At 69.8% G+C, this 24,056-nt stretch carries 24 protein-coding genes; 8 read left to right on the forward strand and 16 right to left on the reverse strand.

Features of this window, described 5'->3' with window-relative positions:
• Positions 1 to 927 (reverse strand): AAA family ATPase (locus AB0G16_RS32620; RefSeq protein ID WP_362813832.1); only part of this gene is annotated, 927 nt, incomplete at its 3' end.
• Between the two features lie 269 nt (positions 928 to 1,196).
• Between AB0G16_RS32620 and AB0G16_RS32625 the strand changes: the two genes are divergently transcribed.
• Entirely contained in the window at positions 1,197 to 1,862 is a 666-nt protein-coding gene (locus AB0G16_RS32625; RefSeq protein ID WP_362813833.1) for a maleylpyruvate isomerase family mycothiol-dependent enzyme, read from the forward strand.
• 288 nt (positions 1,863 to 2,150) lie between these two features.
• Here AB0G16_RS32625 and AB0G16_RS32630 read toward each other — a convergent pair whose 3' ends face one another.
• The 7 genes from AB0G16_RS32630 to AB0G16_RS32660 all read right to left on the reverse strand — a co-directional run bounded on the left by AB0G16_RS32630 (position 2,151) and on the right by AB0G16_RS32660 (position 6,980).
• Entirely contained in the window at positions 2,151 to 2,954 is an 804-nt protein-coding gene (locus AB0G16_RS32630) for a hypothetical protein (RefSeq protein ID WP_362813835.1), read from the reverse strand.
• Between the two features lie 24 nt (positions 2,955 to 2,978).
• A complete protein-coding gene (locus AB0G16_RS32635) occupies positions 2,979 to 3,401 on the reverse strand; it encodes a hypothetical protein (protein WP_362813837.1) in 423 nt (140 codons plus the stop codon).
• A gap of 723 nt (positions 3,402 to 4,124) precedes the next feature.
• Positions 4,125 to 4,736: a DUF6461 domain-containing protein gene (locus tag AB0G16_RS32640; RefSeq protein ID WP_362813839.1), complete on the reverse strand. Its 612-nt coding sequence runs from the start codon at positions 4,734 to 4,736 to the stop codon at positions 4,125 to 4,127.
• 664 nt (positions 4,737 to 5,400) lie between these two features.
• Positions 5,401 to 5,580 (reverse strand): hypothetical protein, encoded by a 180-nt coding sequence (locus tag AB0G16_RS32645; protein WP_362813841.1) that lies wholly within the window; start codon positions 5,578 to 5,580, stop codon positions 5,401 to 5,403.
• A gap of 50 nt (positions 5,581 to 5,630) precedes the next feature.
• Positions 5,631 to 5,765: a hypothetical protein gene (locus AB0G16_RS32650; protein WP_362813843.1), complete on the reverse strand. Its 135-nt coding sequence runs from the start codon at positions 5,763 to 5,765 to the stop codon at positions 5,631 to 5,633.
• A gap of 202 nt (positions 5,766 to 5,967) precedes the next feature.
• Positions 5,968 to 6,207, reverse strand: coding sequence for a DUF397 domain-containing protein (locus tag AB0G16_RS32655; RefSeq protein WP_362813845.1), 240 nt, complete (start codon positions 6,205 to 6,207; stop codon positions 5,968 to 5,970).
• Positions 6,198 to 6,980, reverse strand: a complete 783-nt coding sequence (locus tag AB0G16_RS32660; protein WP_362813847.1) for a helix-turn-helix transcriptional regulator — start codon at positions 6,978 to 6,980, stop codon at positions 6,198 to 6,200. Before AB0G16_RS32660 ends, AB0G16_RS32655 begins: the two co-directional genes overlap by 10 nt.
• A 133-nt stretch (positions 6,981 to 7,113) precedes the next feature.
• On the opposite strand from AB0G16_RS32660, the gene AB0G16_RS32665 reads away from it, so the two are divergent.
• Entirely contained in the window at positions 7,114 to 7,575 is a 462-nt protein-coding gene (locus AB0G16_RS32665; RefSeq protein ID WP_362813849.1) for an ATP-binding protein, read from the forward strand.
• A 215-nt stretch (positions 7,576 to 7,790) separates the two neighbouring features.
• On the opposite strand, the gene AB0G16_RS32670 is transcribed toward AB0G16_RS32665, so the two are convergent.
• Positions 7,791 to 8,459, reverse strand: coding sequence for a type I restriction-modification system subunit M N-terminal domain-containing protein (locus AB0G16_RS32670; protein WP_362813851.1), 669 nt, complete (start codon positions 8,457 to 8,459; stop codon positions 7,791 to 7,793).
• A gap of 486 nt (positions 8,460 to 8,945) precedes the next feature.
• Here AB0G16_RS32670 and AB0G16_RS32675 point away from each other — a divergent pair, with 486 nt between their 5' ends.
• Complete coding sequence (locus tag AB0G16_RS32675) at positions 8,946 to 9,176, forward strand: hypothetical protein (RefSeq protein WP_362813853.1); 231 nt, start codon at positions 8,946 to 8,948, stop codon at positions 9,174 to 9,176.
• A complete protein-coding gene (locus AB0G16_RS32680) occupies positions 9,166 to 9,525 on the forward strand; it encodes a type II toxin-antitoxin system PemK/MazF family toxin (protein WP_362813901.1) in 360 nt (119 codons plus the stop codon). Before AB0G16_RS32675 ends, AB0G16_RS32680 begins: the two co-directional genes overlap by 11 nt.
• Positions 9,526 to 9,649: 124 nt before the next feature.
• Here AB0G16_RS32680 and AB0G16_RS32685 read toward each other — a convergent pair whose 3' ends face one another.
• Complete coding sequence (locus AB0G16_RS32685) at positions 9,650 to 11,206, reverse strand: pyridoxal-dependent decarboxylase (protein WP_362813855.1); 1,557 nt, start codon at positions 11,204 to 11,206, stop codon at positions 9,650 to 9,652.
• 61 nt (positions 11,207 to 11,267) lie between these two features.
• On the opposite strand from AB0G16_RS32685, the gene AB0G16_RS32690 reads away from it, so the two are divergent.
• Together AB0G16_RS32690 and AB0G16_RS32695 are read left to right on the forward strand one after the other, a co-directional pair.
• Positions 11,268 to 12,608, forward strand: coding sequence for a PLP-dependent aminotransferase family protein (locus AB0G16_RS32690; RefSeq protein ID WP_362813857.1), 1,341 nt, complete (start codon positions 11,268 to 11,270; stop codon positions 12,606 to 12,608).
• Between the two features lie 127 nt (positions 12,609 to 12,735).
• Positions 12,736 to 13,995: a hypothetical protein gene (locus AB0G16_RS32695; protein WP_362813859.1), complete on the forward strand. Its 1,260-nt coding sequence runs from the start codon at positions 12,736 to 12,738 to the stop codon at positions 13,993 to 13,995.
• A gap of 84 nt (positions 13,996 to 14,079) precedes the next feature.
• On the opposite strand, the gene AB0G16_RS32700 is transcribed toward AB0G16_RS32695, so the two are convergent.
• Genes AB0G16_RS32700 through AB0G16_RS32715 form a run of 4 tightly spaced genes read right to left on the reverse strand, consistent with a single transcriptional unit; the run spans position 14,080 to position 18,273 of the window.
• Positions 14,080 to 15,081 (reverse strand): LacI family DNA-binding transcriptional regulator, encoded by a 1,002-nt coding sequence (locus AB0G16_RS32700; RefSeq protein WP_362813861.1) that lies wholly within the window; start codon positions 15,079 to 15,081, stop codon positions 14,080 to 14,082.
• Positions 15,082 to 15,134: 53 nt separating this feature from the next.
• A complete protein-coding gene (locus AB0G16_RS32705) occupies positions 15,135 to 16,052 on the reverse strand; it encodes a carbohydrate ABC transporter permease (RefSeq protein ID WP_362813863.1) in 918 nt (305 codons plus the stop codon).
• On the reverse strand, positions 16,052 to 16,954 hold the full coding sequence (locus AB0G16_RS32710) for a sugar ABC transporter permease (protein WP_362813865.1): 903 nt from the start codon (positions 16,952 to 16,954) through the stop codon (positions 16,052 to 16,054). The genes AB0G16_RS32705 and AB0G16_RS32710 overlap by 1 nt, the downstream gene beginning before the upstream one ends.
• On the reverse strand, positions 16,951 to 18,273 hold the full coding sequence (locus AB0G16_RS32715; protein ID WP_362813867.1) for an extracellular solute-binding protein: 1,323 nt from the start codon (positions 18,271 to 18,273) through the stop codon (positions 16,951 to 16,953). The genes AB0G16_RS32710 and AB0G16_RS32715 overlap by 4 nt, the downstream gene beginning before the upstream one ends.
• A gap of 313 nt (positions 18,274 to 18,586) precedes the next feature.
• Here AB0G16_RS32715 and AB0G16_RS32720 point away from each other — a divergent pair, with 313 nt between their 5' ends.
• Both AB0G16_RS32720 and AB0G16_RS32725 read left to right on the forward strand, forming a co-directional pair.
• Complete coding sequence (locus AB0G16_RS32720; protein WP_362813869.1) at positions 18,587 to 20,803, forward strand: beta-galactosidase; 2,217 nt, start codon at positions 18,587 to 18,589, stop codon at positions 20,801 to 20,803.
• A gap of 92 nt (positions 20,804 to 20,895) precedes the next feature.
• Complete coding sequence (locus AB0G16_RS32725; RefSeq protein ID WP_362813871.1) at positions 20,896 to 22,422, forward strand: arabinogalactan endo-1,4-beta-galactosidase; 1,527 nt, start codon at positions 20,896 to 20,898, stop codon at positions 22,420 to 22,422.
• 179 nt (positions 22,423 to 22,601) lie between these two features.
• Here AB0G16_RS32725 and AB0G16_RS32730 read toward each other — a convergent pair whose 3' ends face one another.
• Positions 22,602 to 23,465 carry an NAD(+)/NADH kinase gene (locus AB0G16_RS32730; protein WP_362813873.1) on the reverse strand — a complete coding sequence of 288 codons (864 nt, stop codon included), beginning with the start codon at positions 23,463 to 23,465 and terminating at the stop codon, positions 22,602 to 22,604.
• A 73-nt stretch (positions 23,466 to 23,538) separates the two neighbouring features.
• Entirely contained in the window at positions 23,539 to 24,003 is a 465-nt protein-coding gene (locus AB0G16_RS32735) for a hypothetical protein (RefSeq protein ID WP_362813875.1), read from the reverse strand.
• Between the last annotated feature and the right edge of the window lie 53 nt (positions 24,004 to 24,056).

Here is a 24,056-nt window from a genome sequence, read left to right on the forward strand (position 1 = left end):
ACCGCACTCGACATGCGACCAGGCTAAGCCATCACAATCTATCGTTGTAGTACTAAGCCGGTCATCGCGTGCGACGGTCCAGGAGAGCAGTTCCTTCGGGAACATCTGGCCCACCTGACGGACCAGGTCCAGGACGAGCGCGGTGACGGTACGGTAGCCGTCACTCAGCTCCCGGAGCGGAATGACCCGTCCGTCCCGCTTCGCCCAGAGTCCTTCGCTGTCCACCCGCACCACCTGGAAGCCGTCGGGGAGCAGACCGTCGTTGAGAAGGTCCGTGACCAGGAGCAGGAGTCCTTCGGCGCCCGGCCGCCTCTCCAGGCGCCGAAGGTGCAGGTCGATCAGCCAGCTCACGCTCTCGGCGAGGGAGGCGTCCTCGTGGAACAGGCTGGCCAACCGGGAAACGGGGCCTGTGCTCAGCATCAGCCGCTGAGCGTCGGCGGAACCACCGACCAGCCGGCGGAACGGGCCGTATCCCGCGAGGAACCAGCCTCGCGGGTTGTCAGCCCACGGTCCGCGAAAGGCGGCGTCGCCATAGCCCTGCAGAATCGGCTGTGGTTCGTACTCCTCATCCTCGGGATCGTCGATCGTTTCACGTGACCAGGTCAGAAGAGCGGGGAACGACCTGCCTCCCGGGCGTCCACCGCTCCACCGCTCCATGTTGCCGTCAACGACTTCCGCCGCAACGACGGCCTCGGAGAGCCCTTCGGAGATCCAGCCGTCGAAAGAGGGCATCAGGCCGCGCGCGACGGAAGGCCCGGCCATCGCCAGGGCGAGCGCGCGGAGAAGCGTCGTCTTGCCGGAGCCGTTCCGGCCCGCCAGGACCGTCCAACCCGCGTGACTGCCGTCCGGGCGGGTCAGCCGAAGGTCGACGTCGCGGCGTCCGGAGAACCCGCGGACGCCGGAGACCCTCAGCTCGGAGACGTACATCGTCAACTCCAGTTCGTGATCGCGCTTCCCTGCTCCCTGCACGATAGGCCTGACCGGTGCCCGGCCGTACCGGGACTCACTGTCTTCGGCCGTCACCACGCGCCCTGCCGTACGACACGGGGACGGCGTACCATCGTTCGCCCGGCCGCCTCCGTGCGCGATCGCCCGCGGAAACATCGCTCGCGGGCGACGATTCCGCCCCGTGGCGGGAGTCCTGTTCATGACCGTTCCCGCCGACCCCCGTGACCCACGACAGGACACCGTCCGACATGACCGCCCCGGAACCGGAGCCGGACTCCCGCCGCGCGTCCGGCCTCTGGCCGCTGGTCCACGCCGAGCGGGCGGCCCTGGCGGCCGACCTGGCGGAGCTGACCGACGAGCGGTGGGCGACACCGTCCCTGTGCGCCGGGCTGACCGTGCGCGAGGTGCTGGCGCACCTCACCTCGGGGGCGAGCCTCACCCCGCTGCGGTGGATGGCGGGCGTGATCCGCTGCCGGTTCGACTTCGACAGGCAGAACGCCATGCGGCTCGCCGAGGAACTGGGCGCGAGCGGGGCCGAGACGCACGCCAGGTTCCGCCGCGTCGTCACGAGCACCACCAAGCCACCCATCCCGGTCGTGGCGATGCTGGGTGAGACGGTCCTGCACGCGGAGGACATCCGGCGGCCGCTGGGCATCCGCCGCGACTACCCGATCGGGACCCTCACCCGCCTGGCCGAGTACTACCGGGGCAGCGATTTCGTCGTCCTCGCCAAGGGACGGATCACCGGCCTGCGGCTCGTCGCCGACGACGGCCCCTTCGCGACCGGCTCCGGCCCGCTGGTGTCCGGCACCACCCTGGCGCTCATGATGGCCATGACCGGGCGCATGGCGTACTGCGACGACCTCGACGGCGACGGCGTCGCGATCCTGCGCGGGCGCAGTGAGATGAAATGACCGGAAGCCCACCATGCGGACGGCGCCGACCGGTCACGGGAGACGCGGCAGGTCCCTCCCATATCGTGATTCGGCCGTCGCTGATGGTCTGAGCGTTCCGTCAGGAAGGTGATCTGAGGCGACGACTTCCGCGACCAGGGCGGAGTGGTGCAGCTCGCGAAGCAGACCACATTGAGGCCTACCGGCTGGTATGCGGTAGGTGGGCACAGCATCGATCCGCCAGGACCACGCCTCGCCCCGCGAAGACCATGTCGCGGGGCGGTCATGACGTTGTCCGGCCGAGTGGGCTCAGCGAGCGAGGCGGTCCCGGTTCTCCAGCAGGATCTGGATGTGCAGGGTCTCCGGATGGTCGGCACCGAAGACGGCGGCCATGTCGGGAAGCAGGGCGTGCAGGCCGGCCCGTGCCCTCTCGTGATCACCTGTCTTGACCAGCAGCCCGCAGATCTCCCGGCGCAGCTCCAGCGTGAGAACGTCGCGTTCGTCCAGCGAGGCCCCGGTGTCGGCGAGCAGTTCGGTCATCTGCCTCATCGCCACCTCGTCCCTTCTGAGGGCCGCCGAGCTGAGCACCTGGTCGTAACGGCACTCCAGGTGGGCGAGGAGTCGTCGGCCGGGCAGTAGGCGAACCGCTCGGGAAGCTCCTTCTCCCCGAAGCCGCGCGTACCACTGGTGGTAGCGAGGGAAGATCATCGGAAGCCTGTGCGCCTTCCCGGGGGAGGCCTTGCGTCCACGGCCCTTGCGCACGTCCTCGTCGCCCACGTGCAGGAACCGCTTGAGCAGGTCCGGCCAGGTGTCCGGCGCCCAGATCTCCTCCCACAGGTAGGCGGTCCGGTAGTCGCCGATCGCCGGGACCCGCGGGTTGCCCGCGCCGCCCCTCCTGCCGGCCCCGCCGTCACCCGTGTTGAACGGCAGGAACCGTGTCCTCTTCCCGGTCGGCCGGGTGGTGACGAACACCAGGTCCTGGTCCACGGCGAAGTGCACCAGCGTCCGCCGGGCGAACAGCGGCTCCTTGGGATCGCGGGTCGCGCGGTACTGCTCCTTGGCGTCCTCGACGGTCGTGCCGGTGAGCGTGTTCTTCAGCTCGGCCGTGGCCACCGGGGACGCCGTTGACGAACAGCGTCAGGTCAGCTCGTCCCCGGTGGCCTCCGAGTAGCGGAGCTGGCGGACCACGCTGAGGATGTTCCTCTCGTACGGCTCCAGCGCGTCGGCCGCGATGGTGTGCGCGGGCCGGAAGGCCACCTTGAAGGTGATGCCCCGGTCCTTCACCCCGTGCCGGAGGACCTCCAGGGCTCCCTCGTTGTCGATCGCCTTCGCCACCACGTCCGCGAGCCGCCGCGCCGCCGCCGCGTCGTCCCCGGTATGCAGGGTGACCAGCCGCTCCCACTCCTTGAGCTGGGTGGACCGGACGAAGTGCAGCAGCTCGACCGGGTTCAGCCCGAGTGCCCGGTCGTAGAGATCCTTCGCGCCCCGCACCCAGCCCTTGGAGAGCAATGCCGACTCGATCGCGTCCTCGAAGACCTTCTCGTGATGCACGGGGGACACGATCACATTTCCTTCGATGTTGATCTGTCATGGGCGTGCCCCCGCCGTCTCATCGGCCTTCGGCCTCGGCAGGATGACGGGAACACGCAAACATGACGATACGCAACCAACCCATCCCGGGCGGATCGCCGACGACATCGTTGACCGGATCGAAATTTCCGTCGCCATACGCGAGAGGAATCCGACAACGACGGCAACTTGACAGGGTCGGCAACCGCGTCGACAACCAGAGCAAGGCCGAAGCGTTATCAGGTTGTAAGACCGAGTGGCTAGAGGCCGTTGGCGGAGTGACGGCGATGTTGGCCCGGCCGATCAGGTGGGCAGACCGATGTCCAGTGTCTTCTCCATACACGGGTGTAGAGGTTCTTCCGTTCGATCCAAGCGACCAGCGGGCGCTCTCTCACTATTGGAATGTTGAGTGTGATGGCGCGGACATTCAAATTGTCGGGCATCTCGGTCCACCGCTCTCACCGATATGGACGAGGAAGCGGATGGCATTGACAATCTCCGTCGCGTTCTTGCTTTTGCATAAAACGCCCTCGAATCTTGGAGTCGATGTGACGAGCGTTCGGCAGCAATTCGTGAATATCTGACACATCGCAGCGGCTGAATGAGCAGAAAATCTCGCCTGAATCACGTTTCTGGCTGGATGCTTACCTTGAATGTGAAGGTGTCTTGGTGACGAACGAAATCGGGAGGTTTGTTAAGAACAAATCTCTGCGATTATTCATCTTCGCTTGCATGGATCGTGTAACAGACATGAGTCGCATCCAACCATGAACTGTCCAATTCGTGGCCGGTGATCCTGCCAATCATAATGAGAGCTGACGTGAAGCTCTCGTTCGGCTCGACGGCATCGTCGCTGTCAACGTCAAAGCGCAGGCCTTCCATGTAGGCATCCAGCGCGTCCGGGTTGACTCCGGACCGATCAGCCGTATCAATGATATTCATGCTCGTGATAACTTTTCCATCGATTGCATATTTGATCGTGGGATCACGATTATCGGGGTCCCATTCGATGCTCAAGGCACGGCCTTTGCTCTGCGACAAAGCGGACAGTGAGTCATCACTGGTGCAGCAACGGTCGCCTACCGTGAGTGTCCAGGTGCCGACTTGGCCAATAAGAACGCCACTTTCCTCGTCTCCGGTTCCATCTGAGCCGGGCCCCCAGTTATCGAAATGAGCTGGGGTGCTGGTTTCGAGGTCAGCATGCAGGATGCGTGTGACCTCTTCAATACTGACTTTTTCGCTCCATGCTGCGAAGAATTGCTGCATCGTTACGTCGCTCTCATCGTACGAAGCGAGTAGACTGAAAAGTCTTCCGGATACCTTCATGGTGGATCCTGTCTGTTGACGGAAATGGTGCCCGGCCAGGCTGGCCGGGCACCATTTTTTACTTTGCTTTGAATTTACGTGCTGCTGCTTCTACGGTGATGGTGTTCCGACGACACGCACCCAGAACCGGTCACCGCTTGAAGGAGACCCACATCGAGATGTCGCTCGGCTTTATCGCGCCTGGCGCCCCATCTTCTCCTAGGTTACGAATCGATGATCCGTCTCTTGTTCCCAGGTAAGTGTTGGTGACGATAGTTGACCGCCAACTCAGGTCGAGCCCTGGGGAGCCATCGGGGCGTTTCTTCCGTGTCGCCTTTTTCTGCTCTCCCGGAAGATTCGGCAGTACGTTCCATACGCTAATGCCATGCCACCTTACGGAACAGCCACTGTAGACGCTAGCGTCGGTCCAAACCCCGAACTTGAACTGCTTGGGCCCTCTTGAAGTTGCCGTGGGCGTACCACCGGCCGATGGCCTGCTGGTGCTCCATCGGGCCGGTTCTGGTCGCCTGCCGCGCACCATGCCGTACGAGTTCGTAGAAGAGCGTGTAGTACGCGGTGGACGTCGCACGCCTGAGGTAAGCAGTGCGAGGGCGACCGCGACCCGCTGTGCGGCCGTCGAGCGTGTCGGCGAGATGAAGATGGTCCTCGGCCTTGAAGTCTCGCCTCACTGCCCGTCCTGAAGGTCTTCGCCGAAAGCGCGGTCGATGACGGTCGTGCTGTCGCCGCCCGCCATGTCGTCGGCGTTCTCCCGGTCCTTGAACTCCTGCTCGGTGAAGAGCGTGACGTAGACGTACTCGTCCAGGTCCTTCTCAGTTGCGAGGCGGTTCACCTGCCTGCGGAGCATGTGCGTCAAATCAGCGGGCCAGCCGCCCTCGCCCGCCCCCTCGACAACGATCAGGGCGACTCCCCGTCCGCGTCCAGGTACGGCTCGACCGACACCTTTCTGATCGACGACGAGCCGGGAACGTCCACCCCGCGTATCGCCCGCGCCAGCTCTTTCAACACCCTGCTCTGGCGGCCGATGCTCATAACGCTCACCCTCACACCCCCAGACATGATCGACACGGAGGACATCGGATGCCATGGCGCCAGCCCCGTATGATCACTCGCTGACGTTTCCGCACCGTGTGGTCTTTCCAGGTAAGGACGTGTGCTCACGGGCGCGGCCGATCACGTACGAAGGCCGCCGGCCGCCGAGGTGGTCACCCTGGCGGCCGGGGTGTCGCCGTACTTACCGAAGGTCGAACTCGTCGGCCTTGACGCCGTTGACGAAGGCGTCCCACTCGGCGGGGGTGAAGAAGAGCTTCGGGCCTTCGGGGTCCTTGGAGTCACGTATGGCGATCAGATCGGGGTGGCCGGCCTTGTGGGCGGGGCCGCCGGTGGTGCCTCTGAGCTCCGCGACCTCGACACAGTTGCCGCCGTTGTTACCGCTCAAGCTCGACTTGCGCCACTGAGCCATGCTCAGGTCCATCGTTCCTCCGCTGTTCTCTTGATGAGCTCTATCGACATGCTCAGCGGTAGCGCCTCGATGCGAATGGCCTCGAACCGCTTCACGGCCGCCGCGACCTCGTCCTGATCGCCGGTCGTCAGCCCGCGGATGGCCGTCTCCAGGTACGCTACCTCGCCGCCGCCTTCCAGGGTCGCGATCACGAATCCCGCAAGGAGTCCGGAGCGGACACGGCCGGGAGGCACGATCTGCACGCTGATCTGCGGACTGGCGATCGACGCGAGGTGGTGCAGTTGCTCGCGCATGACCTCGGGGCTCCCCACCAGCCGGTGCAGGACCGACTCGTCGATCACGCACCTGAGGGTGGGAGGCTCCGGGTCCTGCCTGGTCAGGATGGCCTGGCGTTCCAGCCGCGCGGTGACCGCTCCGTCGTCGTCGCCGAGAAGAGCGCGGGCGTATCCGTCGGTCTGGAGCAGGCCGGGCATGACCAGGGGTTCGTAGGTCCTGAGCGTGGTGGCGACGCGTTCCTTGTCGCGCCACTTCCCGAACCAGGAGGGGAAGACCTGTCCCTTGCGCCAGTCGAGCAGGCGGGACAGGGCACTGCCGGTGCCCAGGACCGTGTCGCAGGTCTCGGCGAACTCCGGGCTGGCCGGGAGCTGCCCCGTCTCCACCCCGCTGATCAGGGACTCGCTGAAGTGGATCTTTTCGGCGAGCTGGCCCTGGGTGAGACCCGCCGCCTTCCGGTAGTGACGCAACTCCCTGCCCCAGATCGCCTGGGGCGAGTAGAGGTCGGCCATGATGCCCCTCCTTGCCGGAGTTCAACAAAGAGCCTGTGAACCCCAACCCATGGTCTTCGTAATCATTCGACTACCAAGGGTAGCCACGTCTCGGCACGCTGAACATACGAAATTCGGGACAGGGAGAGAAATCATGGAAGAGGCCCTCAAGGCGAGCGTCACCCTTACCGAATACCGCTACACGATGAACCCTGGACTCTCTCCGCTGGGAGAGAGGTGGATACCGCGCGAGCCGAGAGTCGTCGCCTCTGCCCGCCGGTTCGTGCGCGACGTCGCCGACGACTGGAACGCGACGGGGGACGTCCCGGAAATCGCCGAACTCCTGGCCTCGGAACTCGTCACCAACGCCATCGCGCACGGCTCGTCGGACATCGCTGGTGCTAATCCCATTCGCATCATGGTCACGGGGGAGAAGCGACTGCTGACCGTGGACGTCTATGACTCTTGCATCGAGATCCCGCGCCTGGGTCAAGTCGACGACCTGGAAACGAGCGGCCGGGGTCTTGCCATCGTCGAGGACCTCTCCCACAACTGGGGATGGACCCTCAATCCCTATGGCAAGTCGGTTTGGTTTCAGCTGGTTGCTTGGCCGTAGCGGCCGATGAGGGCAAATTGGCCATGCCCATCCATTGCTATGACTGGTAGCAGTGGTCGATTGAATTGGCAATCATGTCTGGGCCTGTTTTTCTGTTGCCAAATCGATCTGCCCGGTCACTGTCATCGTGATCAGTGTCTGTCGTCGCTCGGCAAGGACCTTCAGTTGCTTCTCTGGTGTTGCTCTCAGGCGTTGGTTCCTCTTCGTGGCTTCGTCTAGACTGCGGACAAGACGGTTCTGAGTTTCTTTTTCAGGGGGCGGACGATGCCGGGCGTCATCACGTCCCTGTCGTCCGGGGCCATCAGCAGGTTGACCATCAGCCGGATGACCTCGCGCGGGGTGAAGTGCTCACCGGCCGTCTCGTTGGAGATCTCGGAGAACTTCCGGATCAGCTCCTCGAAGACGTACCCCATCTGATGGTTGTCGACGACGTCGGGATGCAGGTCGATCTCGGCGAACTTCGAGGCCACCAGGTAGAGCAACCCCGACTCCTGGAGCCGGGTGATCTGCTCGTCGAAGCGGTACTTCTCCAGCACCTCGACCGCGCCGGGCGAGAACCCGCCGATGTAGGAGCGCAGGTTGCGGGCGACGTTGTCGGAGTCGGCGCCCAGCCCGCCGAACTCCAGCGGGCTGGTGTTGTAGAAGCTCGCGCCGGAGGCGTTCCTCAGCTTGATCTCGACCAGCCGGGGCGGCAGGAGCGCGTCCTTGAGCCGGGCCTTCTCGGCGAGGACGTCCTTCTTCGTGGGCTCCAGCACGCAGTCGATGCGGCGCAGCACGGTGAAGGGCAGGATGACCTTGCCGTACTCCGACTGCCGGTAGTCACCGCGCAGCAGGTCGGCGACCGACCAGATGAAGTCCGCGTACTTCTGGTGGTTACCGCTCAACGGATTCCCTTCGCGTCGTCCCGCAGGACCGGCCGGACGCTGCCGTACGCCAGGCCGGCGGATACAGATTCTCGCCGAACGCGACGGCCCGGCGCGACGAACCCCGAAAGGGACGGGCTTCTGCCGGCGACCCGCGCCACGGGCGCCGACAGGGGGACGGTCACGTCTCCCGTCACCGACGCCGATCGGACCGTACCGAGTCGTCCACCCCGATGCAATGTCAGGGAACTCACCGATCACCCCCGTCGTCACGTGCTCCGTCGTACGACATCGGGGACGGCGTACCACCCTTCACCCGGCCGCTTCCGTACACGAGCACCCGGGAGCGTGGCCAGGTGAGATGACCGGAGGCCCGCGACGCGGGCCGCGCCGACCGGTCAGGCGCTCCGCGAGGTCTCTTTCGCGGGCCGTCTGTCACAAAGGGTGTCCGGACACTCACAGAATCCGATCGAAGACCTGCGCGACGCCTCGCCGTACAGTGAGGATATGGCCATGTTGACTGTCGAGATCGACTCGGACACGGAGAGGATTCTCTCCGAGCTGACCTCCGAGGGCAGGTCCACCACCGATGTGATCCGTGAGGCGATCCACGTGGCGGGAAGGCTCCGCTGGATGGAACAGGCGCGCGCCGACGCGGAGAGACTGGCCAATGACCCGGACGATCTGGCCGAGATCCGGTCGATCAACCGTGAGTTCGGTGACGCGGATGCGCGGTGACGTCTACCGGCTACGCGCCCTCCGGGACACGATCGGTCACGAGCAGCGAGGCGAACGGTTCACGGTGGTGTTGCAGGCGGACGCCTTCGCCGTACTCTCCACCCTGATCGTCGCCCCCACCTCGACCAGCGCGGGTCCCGCGGTCTTCCGCCCCGAGATCGAACTGAACGGCAAGGCGACCCGCGTGCTCGTCGACCAGCTGAGATCCGCCGACGTTTCCCGGCTTGGAGACTTCGCGGGCCGCCTCGCCCCGGGTGAGCTCCACGAGATCGGCAAAGTGCTGCACGGCTTCCTCGGGCTGCTCTGCGGGAACAGCAGGGGGACGTGGCAGATCCATCCCATGTCGTGATCCGGCCGGCGGTGACGCTCTGAGCGTCCCGCCGGAAGGGTGATCCGAGGCCGCTTGCATACCTCTGATCGAGACCCGTATCCGGAATCGGCCGCGGTGGCCGCCCGCGAGAACGCCGGGAAACTCACGGACGAGAGGCGATCTTCTGGAGGATCCTCGCGATCCGGTCCACGTCGGCCCCGGTGGTGCGCCAGTTGCTGAACGCGGCGCGCAGGGCGGGCACCCCGTCCAGGGCGGTCGGCGTCAGGAACGCCTCGCCCGAGGCGGTGATCGCGTCGGCCAGCTCCGCGATCCGGGCGGCGGAGGGGGAATCGGCGAGGGTGAAGCAGACCACGTTGAGGCGGACCGGCGCCAGCAGCCGGTAGGCGGGCATCGCGGTGATCCGCTCGCCCAGCTCGGCGGCCAGGGCGACGCAGTCGCGGACGATTCCGGCGTGCCCCTCGCGCCCGTACGCGGCCAGCGTGAACCAGGCCGGCAGGGCGCGCAGGCGGCGCGAGTTCTCCGGGGTCAGGTGCACGAACTCGGGCTCGGGGTCCTCGCCCAGCGGGGCGAGGTAGGCGGCCGCGTTCTGGAAGACGCGGGCCTGCAGGTCGCGGCGGCGGGTGAACTGGACCGCGCTGTCGTAGGGCACGTTCAGCCACTTGTGCAGGTCCACGCAGACCGAGTCGGCCTCGCCCAGGCCCGCGACCAGGTGGGCGTGCCCGGCCGACAGCGCGGCGAAGGCCCCGAACGCGGCGTCCACGTGCAGCCAGAACGGGTACCGCTCGCGCAGGGCGGCGATCGCGCGCAGGTCGTCGAAGTCGACGGTGTTGACCGTGCCGGCGTTGGCGACCACGATCGCCGGGGTGCCGTCGAGCCGCTCCAGCTCCCGGGCGAGCAGGTCCACGTCGATCGCCTCCCGTCCCGGCAGGAGGCCGACGTGCCGGATCGCCGAGCGTCCCAGCCCGAGCACGGACAGCGCCTTGGCGATGCTGGAGTGCGGGCTTCCCGACAGCACCGTCACCGGCCCGAGCGCGACCGCGCCGTCCTCGGAGACCGACACGCCGCGCCGCTCGCCCAGCCACTCCCTGGCGATCGCCAGGCCCGCCAGGTTGGACATGGTCGCGCCGCTGACGAACGTCCCCCGGTGCTCGTCCGGCAGGCCGAAGAGGTCGCGCAGCCAGGCGAGGGTCTCCCGCTCCAGGTCGGGGGCGAGCGAGTCCACCCCCGAGGTGGGGTTCTGGTCGAGCGTGCCGGTCAGCCAGTCGCCCGCCAGCGCCGCGGGTGTCGCGCCGCCCGTGACGAACCCCAGGTAGCGCGGGCCGGGACCGGACGCGAAGCCCGGCTCCCACCGCGTCGCGAACACCTCCATCGCCTCCTCCAGGCCGATCCCAGCCTCCGGCAGGGGCTCGGGGGCCGGGCGCACCGGTGCCAGCGCGACCGGCCGGTCGTCCAGGCCGTCCAGGATGCGCACGGCGTACGCGCGCACGGCCTCCGTCAGCTCCGGCGTACGGGCCCGGTCGGCTTCGAGAGGGGTTCGGGCGCGGTCGCCCTCCGGGGGGATCCGGGCGTGGTCGGTCTCGGGCGCCGTGCGGGAAGGGTCGCTCTCCAGGGCCGTGCGGGCGCGATCGGCTTCGGGGACGGGGACGGGGACGGGGACGGGGCGGGTGCGCGGGGCGGCCGCGCCGGGTGTGGCGTTCATGCCCCGACGCTATGAGGGGGGCCGTGTCCGCGTCCTGGTCCAATCACGGCAAACTGGACCGGTGTTCGCGGGTGTCCTGGCGGGATGGCGGCGGCCGGGGAGCCCCCTGGCGGCCTCGCTGGCCGCGGCTCTGCGCGAGGCGGTCCTCGACGGGCGCGTACGGGTCGGGGACCGGCTGCCCTCGGAGCGGCACCTGGCCGCCGAGCTGGCGGTGAGCCGGGGAACGGTCGTCGCGGCCCTGTCCCTGCTGCGCCAGGAGGGCTGGCTCGTCACCGGCCGGGGCAGCGGCAGCAGGGTGCGGCTGCCCCGGGACCTCGGCGAGCGCTACGCGCCGCTGTCGGTGGACGGCCACGGCTCGCTCCTGGACCTGCGCCGCGCCCTCCCCGCCGCCCCGCGCGAGATCGTCACCGGAGCGGTCACCCGCGCCCTCGCCAGGTCGGCGGGCCTGCTGCTGGAGAGCGGCGAGCCCGGCGCGGGCCTGCCCGAGCTGCGCGAGCTGATCGCCGGCCGCCACACCGCCGAGGGGACGGCCACCCGGCCCGAGCAGATCCTGGTCACCTCCGGGGCCCGTGCCGCGCTGGCGCTGCTGGCCGCCCACCTCGTCCCGCGCAGGATCGTGGTGGAGAACCCCTCCTTCTTCGACACCCTGACCATGCTCCGGCGCCTCGGGGTCCGGACCGTCGTCGCGCGCGTCACCGAGGAGGGGTGGGACGGCGGCCACCTCGCCGTCGCGTTCCGCGAGGCGGCCGGGGGAGCGGCCCTGCTGACCCCCGACTTCCAGAACCCCACCGGGGCGCTGATGGACGCCCGCGCCCGCCGGGAGGTCGCGGGGCTGGCCGCCCGGCACGGGGTGACCGTGATCGTGGACGAGACCATGCGCGACCTGGACCTGCGCGACCGTCCGGAGCCGATACCCCGCGTCGCCGGGGCCGTCGCGATCGGCTCGCTGAGCAAGACCGTGTGGGGCGGGCTGCGCGCCGGCTGGATCCGCGGCCCGGCCGAGCTGATCGGAGCCCTCCTGCTCGACCCGGTCAGCGGCCTGCACACCCCGCCGCCCATGGAGCAGCTCGTGGCCTGCGAGATCCTGCCCCTCATGGACGGCCTGCTGGACCGGCGCAGGAGCGAGCTGCGGCGCCAGCGCGACCACCTGGCGCGCGCCCTGGAGGCGGACGGGTGGGACTTCACCCTCCCGCCGGGAGGCCTGGCGCTGTGGCTGCGCCTCGACGGCGTGTCCGGTGAGACGCTCGCGTCCCGGGCGGCCGAGGCCGGGCTCAGCCTGCTCCCGGGGTCGTCCTTCTCTCCCGACGGCACCCTGACCGGACGGCTTCGGGTGCCCTACACCGCCCCGGTCGAGACCCTCGACCGGGTCGCAGGACACCTGCGGCGGGTCCGCCGCCCCTGACTCGGCACCGTCACGACTGTGGTCACTTCTGTCACGCCGATGGACACCTGTTTCGCGAACAACAGGGCGAAATTCTGGAATGATCGCCGGATATCCTGTCGACATCGAGAATGACGGACAGTGACAGATGCCCCCCATCGACGACATCACCGCCTTCGCCTCGGCCCAGCCGGTCCTGACGGCCATCGCCGGAGTGTTCGCGCTTCTCCTCCTGGTCGCGGCGTACTTCGTGTTCCGTGCCGTCCAGCGCGCGACGGTCCGCTTCTACCGCCGTCACGTCGCGCCCCGCCCCGCGGAGGACATCCTCACCATCGTCGCCGCCAGCATCGCGACCGGCGTCTCCGCCCAGGGCATGTGGCGCTTCTCCGGTGACGTGCTCGGCTTCGACGGCCCGCTGCGGCTGCTGCTCTTCGCCTTCATCGAGGTCGCCGTCATCACCAGCGCGGTCCGGGCCCGCCGCAACATGCGGGAGAACTTCTCCGCGGGCATCGACGGCGTCGCCGTCTGGGCGCTGACCGGCCTGACCGCCGTGCTGTCGAGCATGGACGCCCGCAGCGTCGCCGAGGCCGTCTTCCGTCTCGCCGCCCCGCTGGTGGCGGCGTGGCTGTGGGAGCGCGGCATGGCGATCGAACGCCACCGCATCACCGGCCGTGCCCGCATCAACTGGAGGATCACCCCGGAGCGGGCGCTGGTCCGCGTCGGGCTGGCCGAGGTCAGCGACCGCACGGCGAGCGAGGTGGACGCGCACCGCAGGCTGACCCGGGTCGCGCTGGCCGCCAAGCGCGCCCGCGCGCTGCGCGCCTCCGGGGCGTCCGAGCGGAAGATGCGCTCGGCCCTGTCCAAGCTGGACCGTGCCATGGACCGGGCGGTGGAGCACACCGGCCTGGCGGCCGACCCCGCGCGCCAGGAGGCCCTGCTCTCCCAGATCGGTGCCCTCTACAACACCTCCGCGCTGATCGACCTGAAGCCGCCCGTGCCGTGGAGCCCCGAGGCCGGGCAGCCGCAGGAGCGCGCCGCCGTGGCCGCCGGTCCGCCGGCGGCGCGCCCGCCGATCGACGACGATGACGACGACGAGTTCCAGGTGCTGGACGTCCCGCCGCCGGTCGTCGACACCGCGCAGCGCGCGGCCCTGATGCGCGCCGCCCGGGAGTACTGGGACAAGCAGATCGAGCGGAGGTTCGTGCCCCGCGCCACCGACATCGCGCACGAGACCGGCGTCTCGCTGGCCAGCGCCCGCGAGTACCGGGCCCTGTGGAAGCTGGAGCCCAAGGCTCACGCGTTGCTGGAGGCGGCCTTCCACGAGCACGGGATCGTCGACACCGGCACCTTCCCGGCCATCGAGACCGAGCAGGTGCTGACCGTCAACGGTTCCTCACCCGCCCGCTGAACCGGCCGGCCCGCCCGTCGGGCCGGGTCACCGCGTCGGCCGCCGGACCCGCCCGGCGGGCTCGGCCGCCGGCCCGTCCGCGGGTCAGGTCGACTCGCGGACGATCAGGTCGGTGGGCAGTATCACCGGCTCCACCCGTTCGGCGCCGTCGATCAGGGCGAGGAGCAGGTGGACGGTCTCCTCGGCGACACGCTCCAGGGGCTGTCTGATCGTGGTGAGCGGCGGGTGGGTGGAGAGCGCCACCGCCGAGTCGTCGAAGCCGCCCACCGCGACGTCCTCGGGCACCCGCCGCCCGGCGGCGCGCAGCGCCGACAGCGCGCCCGCGGCCATCAGGTCCGAGGCGACGAACACCGCGTCGAGGTCGGGGGCACGTTCCAGCAGCCGCGCCATGGCGCTCTCCCCGCCGAGCCGGGTCCAGTCGCCGTGCTCGATCAGCCGCTTGGACGCCTTGCGGCCGAGCACGTCGGCGAACCCCTCCAGCCGCTGCATGCCGCCGGGGGTGTCCATCGGCCCGGTGATGGTGGCGATCCTCCGGCGCCCCCGCCCGACCAGGTAGCGGGTCATCTGCCGGGCGCCCTCGCGGTCGTTCGCCGCGGCGTAGGGGATGACGTTCTCCTTGCCGATCACGGCTCCGCAGGCGACGGCGGGGATCCGGATGGCCTCCAGCGCGTCCACCAGCGGGTCGCCCGCGTGGGTGGACATCAGCAGCACGCCGTCGGCGTGGCCGCCGCGCACGTAGCGGACCACCCGCTCCCGGTCGCCGTCGTCCCCGGCCATCATGATGACCAGCGACACGTCGCGGGTGGCCAGCCGCCGGATGGCGGTGCGGATCGTGGTGCTGTAGTTCGGGTCCTCGAAGACCTTCTCGTGCGGTTCGGAGAGCACCATCACGACCGACCCGGAGCGCTGGGTGACCAGGCTCCGGGCGTTGCGGTTGACGATGTACCCGGTCTCGGCGATGGCCCGCCTGACGGCGGCGTGCGAGGCCGGGCTGACGTAGCGGTCGTCGTTGAGGACCCGGGAGACCGTTCCCCTGGAGACGCCCGCCACCGCCGCGACGTCGTGAATGGTCGGACGCTTCGCCATGGTGCCATTGTCCCCTCGCCCGGCGGCCCGCCGACCGCCGGACGAGCCGGTCATCAGGCTTTCACGCTCCCGCCGGCCAGGTCGGTCCGCCAGTAGCGCTGCATGGTCAGGAAGAGCGCGATCAGCGGGATGATCGACAACAGTGTGCCGGTGAGGATCAGGTTGTACAGCGAGGGCTGGTTGGCCCCGGCCGCCAGCAGCGTGTAGAGGCCCACGGTCAGCGGGAACCTCTGGTCGTCGCCCAGCATGATGAACGGCAGCAGGAAGTTGTTCCAGATCGCGACGAACTGGAACAGGAAGATCGTCACCATTCCCGGCAGCATCAGCGGCAGGGCCACCCGGCGCAGCAGCAGCAGGTGACCGGCGCCGTCGATGCGCCCCGCCTCAAGCAGGACGTCCGGGACGGCCGCCCCGGCGTAGACGCGCGCGAGATAGATGCCGTACGGGCTCAGGATCTGCGGCAGCAGGACCGACCAGTAGGTGTCGGCGAGCCCGACCCGCGAGAACAGCAGGTACTGCGGGATGGCCAGCACCACGGCCGGCACGAGGACGCCGCCGAGCAGCAGGTTGAAGACGAGGTTCCGGCCGGGGAAGCGGTACTTGGCCAGGGCGTAGCCGGAGACCGCGGAGACGGCGGTGGACAGCAGGGCGCCGCCGCCGGCGTACAGCAGCGTGTTGAGCATCCACAGCCAGAACACGCCGTCGCGGTAGGCGGCGAGATCGGCGAGGTTGGACAGCAGGCCGGTGCCGGGCGCGAAGGTCGAGGTGGAGAACAGCTCCGCCTTGGACTTGCTGGCCGCCACCAGCACCCAGCCGACCGGCAGCAGGCAGTAGAGGGCGCCCAGCAGCAGGATCGCGGTCGGTACGACGCCGAGCGGCCGGCGCCCGGACGGGGCGGCGCGGCGCGGCGCGGCCGCCCTCCCCGGGCCGCCCGGCCTCCCCGGCCGTTCGGGCAGGGTGGTCGTGGCCATCAGCCCTCCCCTCCGAAGGCGCGGTCCCGGACCAGGCGCAGGAAGCCGAACGACAGGACGAGGGAGATCGCCGCGATGACGATCGAGGTGGCGGCGGCCGAGTAGAGGTCGCCGGTGACGAAGGCGTCGCGGTAGACCTTCATGAGCGGGCTCCAGGTCGAGCTGATCGTGTTCGTCAGCGGCCGCAGGGTGGTCGGCTCGGTGAACACCTGGACGGTGGCGATGATGGAGAACACCGTGGTCAGGATGATCGCGGGCAGCAGGATCGGGATCTTGATCCGGAGCGCCACCTGCAGTTCGCTCGCCCCGTCCATCCTGGCGGCCTCGTAGTAACTCCTGGGCACGGCCCGCAGCGCGGTGTAGAGCACCAGCATGTTGAAGCCGACGCCGCCCCAGACCGCCACGTTGGCCATGGAGAAGACCACCGCGCCGGTGCCGAGCAGGTCGACGTCGAGCACTTGGCGGATCGGGCTGAGGCTCGGCAGGTACAGGAAGCCCCAGATCAGGGTGGCGGCCACGCCCGGCACCGCGTACGGCAGGAAGACGGCGATCCTGGAGAAGCGGGCCAGGCGCACGTGCGCGGAGTCCAGCAGCAGCGCGAACAGCAGGGCCAGGCCCAGCATGACGGTGAGCACCAGCAGGCCGTAGCCCAGCACGCGCAGCCAGCCCGCCCACAGCTCGCTGTCGCGCAGGGCGGCGGTGTAGTTGTCGAGGCCCGCGTAGACCTCGCGGCGCGCCCCCTTGCCCAGGCCCAGCCCGGACACCTTGGTGCGGCGCAGGCTCAGGTAGGCCGTGTAGACGACGGGGACGGCCATGAAGAGCGTGAACAGCGCCAGGGCGGGTGCGAGGAAGAGGTAGGGGACGGCGCTCGCGGTGCGGGCGCCGCCGTGCGGCCGGCTCATGGGGCGATCTGGAATCCGGACTTCTGCATGTCGGCGACCGTCGCCTCCTGCATCTTCCCGACGGCGCCGGAGAAGGCCGACTTGTCCTGGAGGGCCTTGTCGAAGGCGTCCTTGAAGGCGTTGTACGTCACGTTGACGTTGGGCCCGAAGGTGAACCCGCGCGCGGTGGGGGAGATCGCGGCGGCCTGCTGCCAGAAGTCGGGCTGGTTGGAGAAGTACTCCGGGGCCTCGCCGAGCAGGGTGCCGCCCTTGGTGGTGGCCGGGTAGACGGCCCCCTCCTTGACGAGCAGGGCCAGGGCCTCGGGGTCGGTGTTCAGCCAGGTCGCGAACTTCACGGCGGCGGCCCGGTTGGGGGACTTGGCGGCGACCGCGGTGGAGGAGCCGCCCCAGAAGCCGCTGGCGTTCTCGCCGGCGTTCCACTGCGGCAGCGGGGCGATCGCCCACCTGCCCTTGCCCTTGGGCGCGTTGCTGGACAGCACACCGGGACCCCAGACGGCACAGGGCCAGGTCAGCAGCTTGCCGTCGTTGAGGGCCTTGTTCCACTCGGGGGTGAAGTAGGGCTGGTCGTCGATGACGCCCTCCTTGACCAGAGCGCCCCAGTAGTCGGCGACCTTCTTCGTCGGCTCGTCGTCGATCGCCACCTTCCAGGAGTCGCCGCTGATGGACCACCACTGGGCGCCGGCCTGCTGGGCGAGACCGACGAAGGAGCCGGGGTCCTTGCTGGAGAAGGTGCCGAGATAGGCCTTGGGGTCCTTCTTCCGCACGGTGCGGGCGGCCTCGGCGTACTCGTCCCAGGTCTTGGGCACCTCGATGCCGTACTTCTCGAACAGGTCGTGGCGGTAGTAGAGCATCATCGGGCCGCTGTCCTGGGGGAGGGCGTAGACGGCGTCGGTGCCGAGCGTGACCAGGCCCCAGATGCCCTCGCTGAACTCGCCCTTGGCCGGTGCGGCCTCGGCGCCGATGTCGGCCACCGCGTCGGCGGCGACGAAGGAGGGCAGCATCTGGTACTCGGCCTGGACCAGGTCCGGCGGGTTGCCGGCCTTGGCGGCGGTGAGGAACTTGGCGGCGGCGTCGTCGCCCCCGGCCTGCTTGCTGATCGTGACCTGGACGTCGGGGTTCGCGGCGTTCCACACCGCCGCGATCTTGTCCATGTTGGGGACCCAGCTCCAGTAGGTGAGCTTGACCGGCCCGGCGGGGGCGGAGCTTCGCGGACTCTGCGCGGCCGGGCCGGCCGGGCCCTGGGCGGCGCCGGAACACCCGGCGGCCAGGGTGGCGGCGAGGGCCGTGGCCGCCGCGACGACGAGCCGTTTCGTATGCATGTGTTCCTCCGTGTCGGGCGGTCGGGGGAGAACGCGTCAGGTGTCCGGGGGAACGCGCCGGGTGTCCGCTGGAGAACGCGCCGGGCGTCCGGGGAGGGGAGCGGAGGCCGGCCGCCGGGATGACCGGTGTTCCGGGTCGCTTCTGTGAACGTTCACAGACTGAAATCCCAGACGACGCGCTGTCAATGACCGTTACGTTCTTGTTAATCCACAGTCCTCGCGAAGGTTCGCGATCCTCCCCGTCCGCCCTCTTCCCCGGTTGCCGGTCCTGCATTACTGTGCACGTTCACAGAAGACATCCGAGGGGGAGGCGTTGGCCGGATATCCCGTCCTGCCGGAGGGCATCGCGTACGGCGGGGACTACAACCCCGAGCAGTGGCCGGAGGAGGTCTGGCGCGAGGACGTCCGGCTGATGCGCGAGGCCGGGGTGAACCTGGTCAGCCTCGGCATCTTCAACTGGAGCCAGATCGAGCCCGCCGAGGGCGTCCACGACTTCGGCAGGCTGGACCGGATCATCGACCTGCTGGACGCCGCGGGCGTCAAGGTCGACCTGGCGACGCCGACCTCGTCCCCGCCCGCCTGGTTCAGGGCGGCCCACCCCGGCGCGCGCCTCGTCGACCGGGAGGGCCACGTCATCGCCGGCGGCTCCCGGCACAGCTTCTGCCCCAGCTCACCGGAGTACGCCGCCGCCTCCGAGCGGATCGCCGGCCTGCTCGCCGCCCGCTACGCCGCTCACCCGGCGGTCGTCATGTGGCACGTGCACAACGAGTACGGCTGGGCGAACGCGCGCTGCTACTGCGAGACCTCGGCCGAGGCGTTCCGCGACTGGCTGCGCGAACGGCACGGGGACGTGGCCGCCCTCAACGCCGCCTGGGGCACCACGTTCTGGGGCCTGACCTACGGCTCGTTCGAGGAGGTGGAGCCGCCCAGGCTCGCGCCGGTCGGCCTGCTGACCGCCCTGCAGCTCGACTACGCCCGCTTCTCCGTGGACGCGCACATCGCCAACTTCCGCCGCGAGCGCGACGCGATCCGCAGGTTCTGCGACCTGCCGGTCACCACCAACTTCATGATTCCCAACTGCGCGCCGATGGACTACTGGAGGTGGGCGGGCGAGGTGGACGTCGTCTCCAACGACCACTACCTCGACGCCGGGCGCGCCGACGGTCACATCGAGCTCGCCATGGCGGCCGACCTCACCCGCTCGGTGGCGGGCGGGCGGCCCTGGATGCTCATGGAGCACTCCACCGGCGCCGTCAACTGGCAGCCGCGCAACCTCGCCAAACGACCCGGGGAGATGCGGCGCAACAGCCTCGCGCACGTCGCCCGGGGGTCGGACTCGGTGCTGTTCTTCCAGTGGCGGGCCTCCCGCCACGGCGCGGAGAAGTTCCACTCGGCGATGCTGCCGCACGCCGGGACCGCCTCGGAGCTCTGGCGCGACGTGGTCGCCCTCGGCGCGGACCTGCGCACCCTGGCCGGGGTGCGCGGCTCCCGGGTCGAGGCCGAGGTCGCGCTGGTGTGGGACTGGGAGTCGTACTGGGCGCTGGAGCTGGAGTGGCGGCCCTCGGTGGACCTGAGGTTCCGCGAGCGCGTGGAGGCCTTCTACGAGGCGCTGTGGCGCGAGCACGTGACCGTCGACTTCGTCCATCCCGCCGCCGACCTGTCGGCGTACCGGCTGGTGGTCGCGCCGAGTTCCTACCTGCTCACCGACGCGGCGGGCAAGAACCTGCGCCGCCACGTCGAGGCCGGCGGTCACCTGGTCGTGTCCTACTTCTCCGGGATCGTGGACGAGAACGACGCCATCCACCCGGGCGCCCACCCCGGTGCGCTGCGCGACGTGCTCGGCCTGTCGGTGGAGGAGTTCCACCCGCTGCCGGAGAACGGCACGGTCGGCGTCGGCGTCGGCGTCGGCGTCGGTGTCGGCGTCGGTGCCGGGGACGACGGCACCGGGGGCGGTGAGGCGGGTCCCGGCGGCCCGGTGAACGACGGGATCGAGGGCCGGATGACCGGGCGGATCTGGTCGGAGCGGGTCCGGCTCGCAGGCGCGCGCGCAGTGGGCGTCTTCACCGGCGGGCCGGACGCGGGCCACCCCGCGCTGACCCGCCACGACCTGGGCGCGGGTACCGCCTGGTACGTCGCGACGGCCCTCGACCCGGCCCCCGACCCTGCCCCCGCCCCGGTCCCCGCCCCGGCCTCCGACGTCGCCCTCGGCCCGGCCTCCGACGCGGCCTCCGACGCGGCCCTCGACCCGGCCCCCGACCCTGCCCCCGTTCCCGGACCGGGGGGCGGGGACCTGCGGGCGCTGCTCCGCGCGGTGCTCGACCGGGCGGGCGTGTCCCGCCCGCGCGGCCTGCCCGACACCCTCGAGGTCGTACGCCGGGGCCGTCACCTCTTCCTGCTCAACCACGGCGACGGGCCGGTCACGGTCCCGGGGGTGAGCGGGACCGGCCTGCTCGACGGCGCGGAGCACGCCGGGGCGGCGACCGTGCCCGCGGGCGGCGTCACCGTCGTCGAGATCGCGGGAAACACATGATCTCCCCCTGTACCGCGCCGGCAACCTGACCGCGGCGCGTCACCGGGGGCCTCGGGGGACCGTCCGACCACCCCTTCCCAGAGTGAGGACCCATGAAGAAGATCCTGGTGGCGCTGCTGACCTGCGCCGCCGCGCTCCTGGTGCCGTTACCGGCCCAGGCCGCCTCGACGATCACCAACGGCGGCTTCGAGACGGGGGGTGCCGTCGCGGCGCCGTCCGGATGGAGCACCACCGGCACCGCCGCCGCCGACTTCTCCGAGGCCGGCGGCCGCACCGGCTCCCTGCGCCTGTCCCACTGGTCCGCGAACGCCTACACCGTCGAGACCCACCAGACGCTGACCGGCCTGACCTCCGGCACCTACACGCTCCGGGCCTGGGTCAGGGCCGGGGCGATGAGCCAGAGCTGGATCGCGCTGAGGAACTGCGGCGCGGCGGAGAAGCGGACCTACCTGCCGGTCGGCTCCTCGGAGTGGATCAGGATCGCGGTCACCCAGACCGTGACCGGCGGCAGGTGCACCGTCGGCCTCGGCTCCGCGGCGGCCGCCGGCGGCTGGGCCAACTTCGACGACGTCACCTTCACCCAGGGCGCCGCGACGCTCGCCGTCAGGGGAGGCGACACCTCCAGCCTCGCCAAGTCCGAGGCCCTCGGCGGCAGGTACCACACCGCCTCGGGCACCCGGCGGGACGCCCTGGAGATCCTGCGCTCGGCCGGGATGAACCTCGTCCGGCTCAAGGTGTGGGTGAACCCGGCCGACGGCTACAACGACAAGGCGCACGTGCTGGCCGTGGCCAGGAGGGTCAAGGCCCAGGGCATGGGGCTGCTGGTCGACTTCCACTACTCCGACACCTGGGCCGACCCGGGCAAGCAGTACAAGCCCGCCGCGTGGACCGGTCACACGTTCGCGCAGCTCAGGACCGCCGTGTACGACCACACCTACGACGTGCTGAACGCCCTCAAGGCGCAGGGCACGACCGCCGACATGGTCCAGGTCGGCAACGAGATCAACGGCGGCATGCTCTGGGACGACGGCCGCACCGCGAACTTCGGCAACCTCGCCCAGCTCCTGAACTCCGGCTACGACGCGGTCAAGGCGGTGTCGTCCTCGACGAGGGTCGTGCTGCACCTGGCCGAGGGCGGCGACAACGCGCTGTTCCGCTGGTGGTTCGACAGCGCCGCGGCCAACGGCGTCCGCTACGACGTGATCGGCGTGTCCTACTACCCCTACTGGCACGGCACGCTCGGCGCGTTCCAGGCCAACATCGACGACATCGCCTCCCGGTACGGCAGGCCCGTGCTGCTGGCCGAGACCGCCTACCCGTTCACCACCGGCAACGACGACGCGCTGACCAACATCATCACCGCGGCGACGCCCTACCCCGGCTACCCGGCCTCCCCGGCGGGACAGTCGGCGATGCTCCGCGACGTGGCGAGCATCGTGCAGGCCGTGCCGAACGGCCGGGGGCTCGGCTTCGTCCACTGGGAGCCCGCCTGGACGGCGGTGACCGGCAACGGCTGGGACCCGGCCGACCCGTCCTCGGGCAACGGGTGGGAGAACCAGGCCTTGTTCGACTTCGCCGACCGGGCACTGCCCGCGCAGGCGCAGTTCGCCCCCCGCTGAACCAGCGCCGTCCGGGACGGTTCAGGGAACGCGTGTGACCGGGCCCCCTGACGGGGACCCGGTCACGCTCGGAGATCGCCGCCCGGCCCGGGGCGAGAGGAATCGATCCGGATCGAGGGGGGCGAGCCGGATCAGACGGAGATCCGGCCGGCGCCGGCGCCGGCGGTCACGATGAGGTGTCAGTCGACCTCGGCGCTGCCGTTGACGCGGAGCTTGCGGCGGGCGCGCTCGTAGAAGCTCGTCGTGCCGAGCCGGACCACCCAGGCGGCGGCGCGCATCGCCGTGACGGTGAGCTCGTCCCCGGACGACAGGTGCGCCCTGACCGCGCCGTCCACCTCCACGGCCAGCCGGCCGCTGGTCGGCAGCAGTTCGAGGGCGACCCGCTCGTCGGCCGAGAGCACGATGGCCCGGTTGAACGACGAGTGCGCCGCGGCGGGGACCACCAGGAACCCCTCCACGTTCGGCGAGACGATCGGGCCGCCCGCGGAGAAGCTGTAGGCGGTCGACCCGGTGGGGGTGGCCACGATCACCGCGTCGGCCGCGTACCGGACGAACGGGTGGCCCTCCACGGTGATCGCCACCGCCGAGAGCCCGTCCCCGGGTATCCGCACCAGGGCGATGTCGTTGAACGCGGTCATCATGGTGCCGTCGGGCAGGGTCACGCACACCGCCATGCGCGGCTCGACCGTGTAGTCGTGGTTGTCGATGGCCGACAGCGCGGGGGGCAGCTCGTCGATGTCGATCTCCGCGAGGAACCCCAGCTTGCCGAGGTTGACGCCCAGGACCGGGGTCTTCCGCCCCGAGATGAGGCGCATGGTGCGCAGCATCGTGCCGTCGCCGCCGAGGCTGACGAGCAGGTCGGCGCGCTCGATCAGGGTGTCGGTGTCGACCGGCACGGCGCTGCAGTCGATGCGCCCCACCTCGTCGGGGAGCCCCATCACCGTGACGTCACGGCCTCTGGCCCACTCGACGATCGTGTCGATGGCGACCTTCGAATCGCGCTGCGGGTGCAGAACCAGCCCCACGGTCTTGACCATCCCCATGCCCCACACTGTACGGGGAGCCGCCCGGGCCCCGTACGCCACCGTGGCCGGGGCGAGGAGGGCGCCGGCTCCGTCAGCCCTGGCGGCGCCTCTTCAGCCGTGCCTCGTGGATGTGGCGGCGCCCGCCCGCCAGCTTCTCCCTGACCCGCCGCTCCACGTCGGTGAAGACCCCGTAGTAGCCGTCCTCGTACTCCTCCATGATCTGGAAGGTCCACCGGCCGGGCAGCACGTCCCGGCCGACCAGCTCGCGGGTCACCAGCTCGGCCATGTCCTGTCGCCCCGCGGCGCGCAGCAGCTCCACCGCCTCGTCGAGCTGGAAGTCGGCGTGCCCGGTCAGCTGGTGGAAGGAGTACAGGTGACCGCGGGCCCGCTCGGTGGTCTCCAGCGCCTCGGAGAGTTTGCCCAGCGCCTCGGCGGTCGCCTCGTCGACGTCCGGCGCCGTCTTCCGCGACGGGTCCACCCGGCTGGCGGACGGGTCCGGGTACGAGATCTCCGACGGGTCCTGGGAGGCCGCCTGGGGACGTACGTCGTCGGTCACTGGACATCTCCTTCTCGCGGGGCGTGGCGGGCCCGGGACGGCGCGGTGCCCGT

The organism is Streptosporangium sp. NPDC023615, assembly GCF_040640155.1.
Lineage (GTDB): Bacteria > Actinomycetota > Actinomycetes > Streptosporangiales > Streptosporangiaceae > Streptosporangium.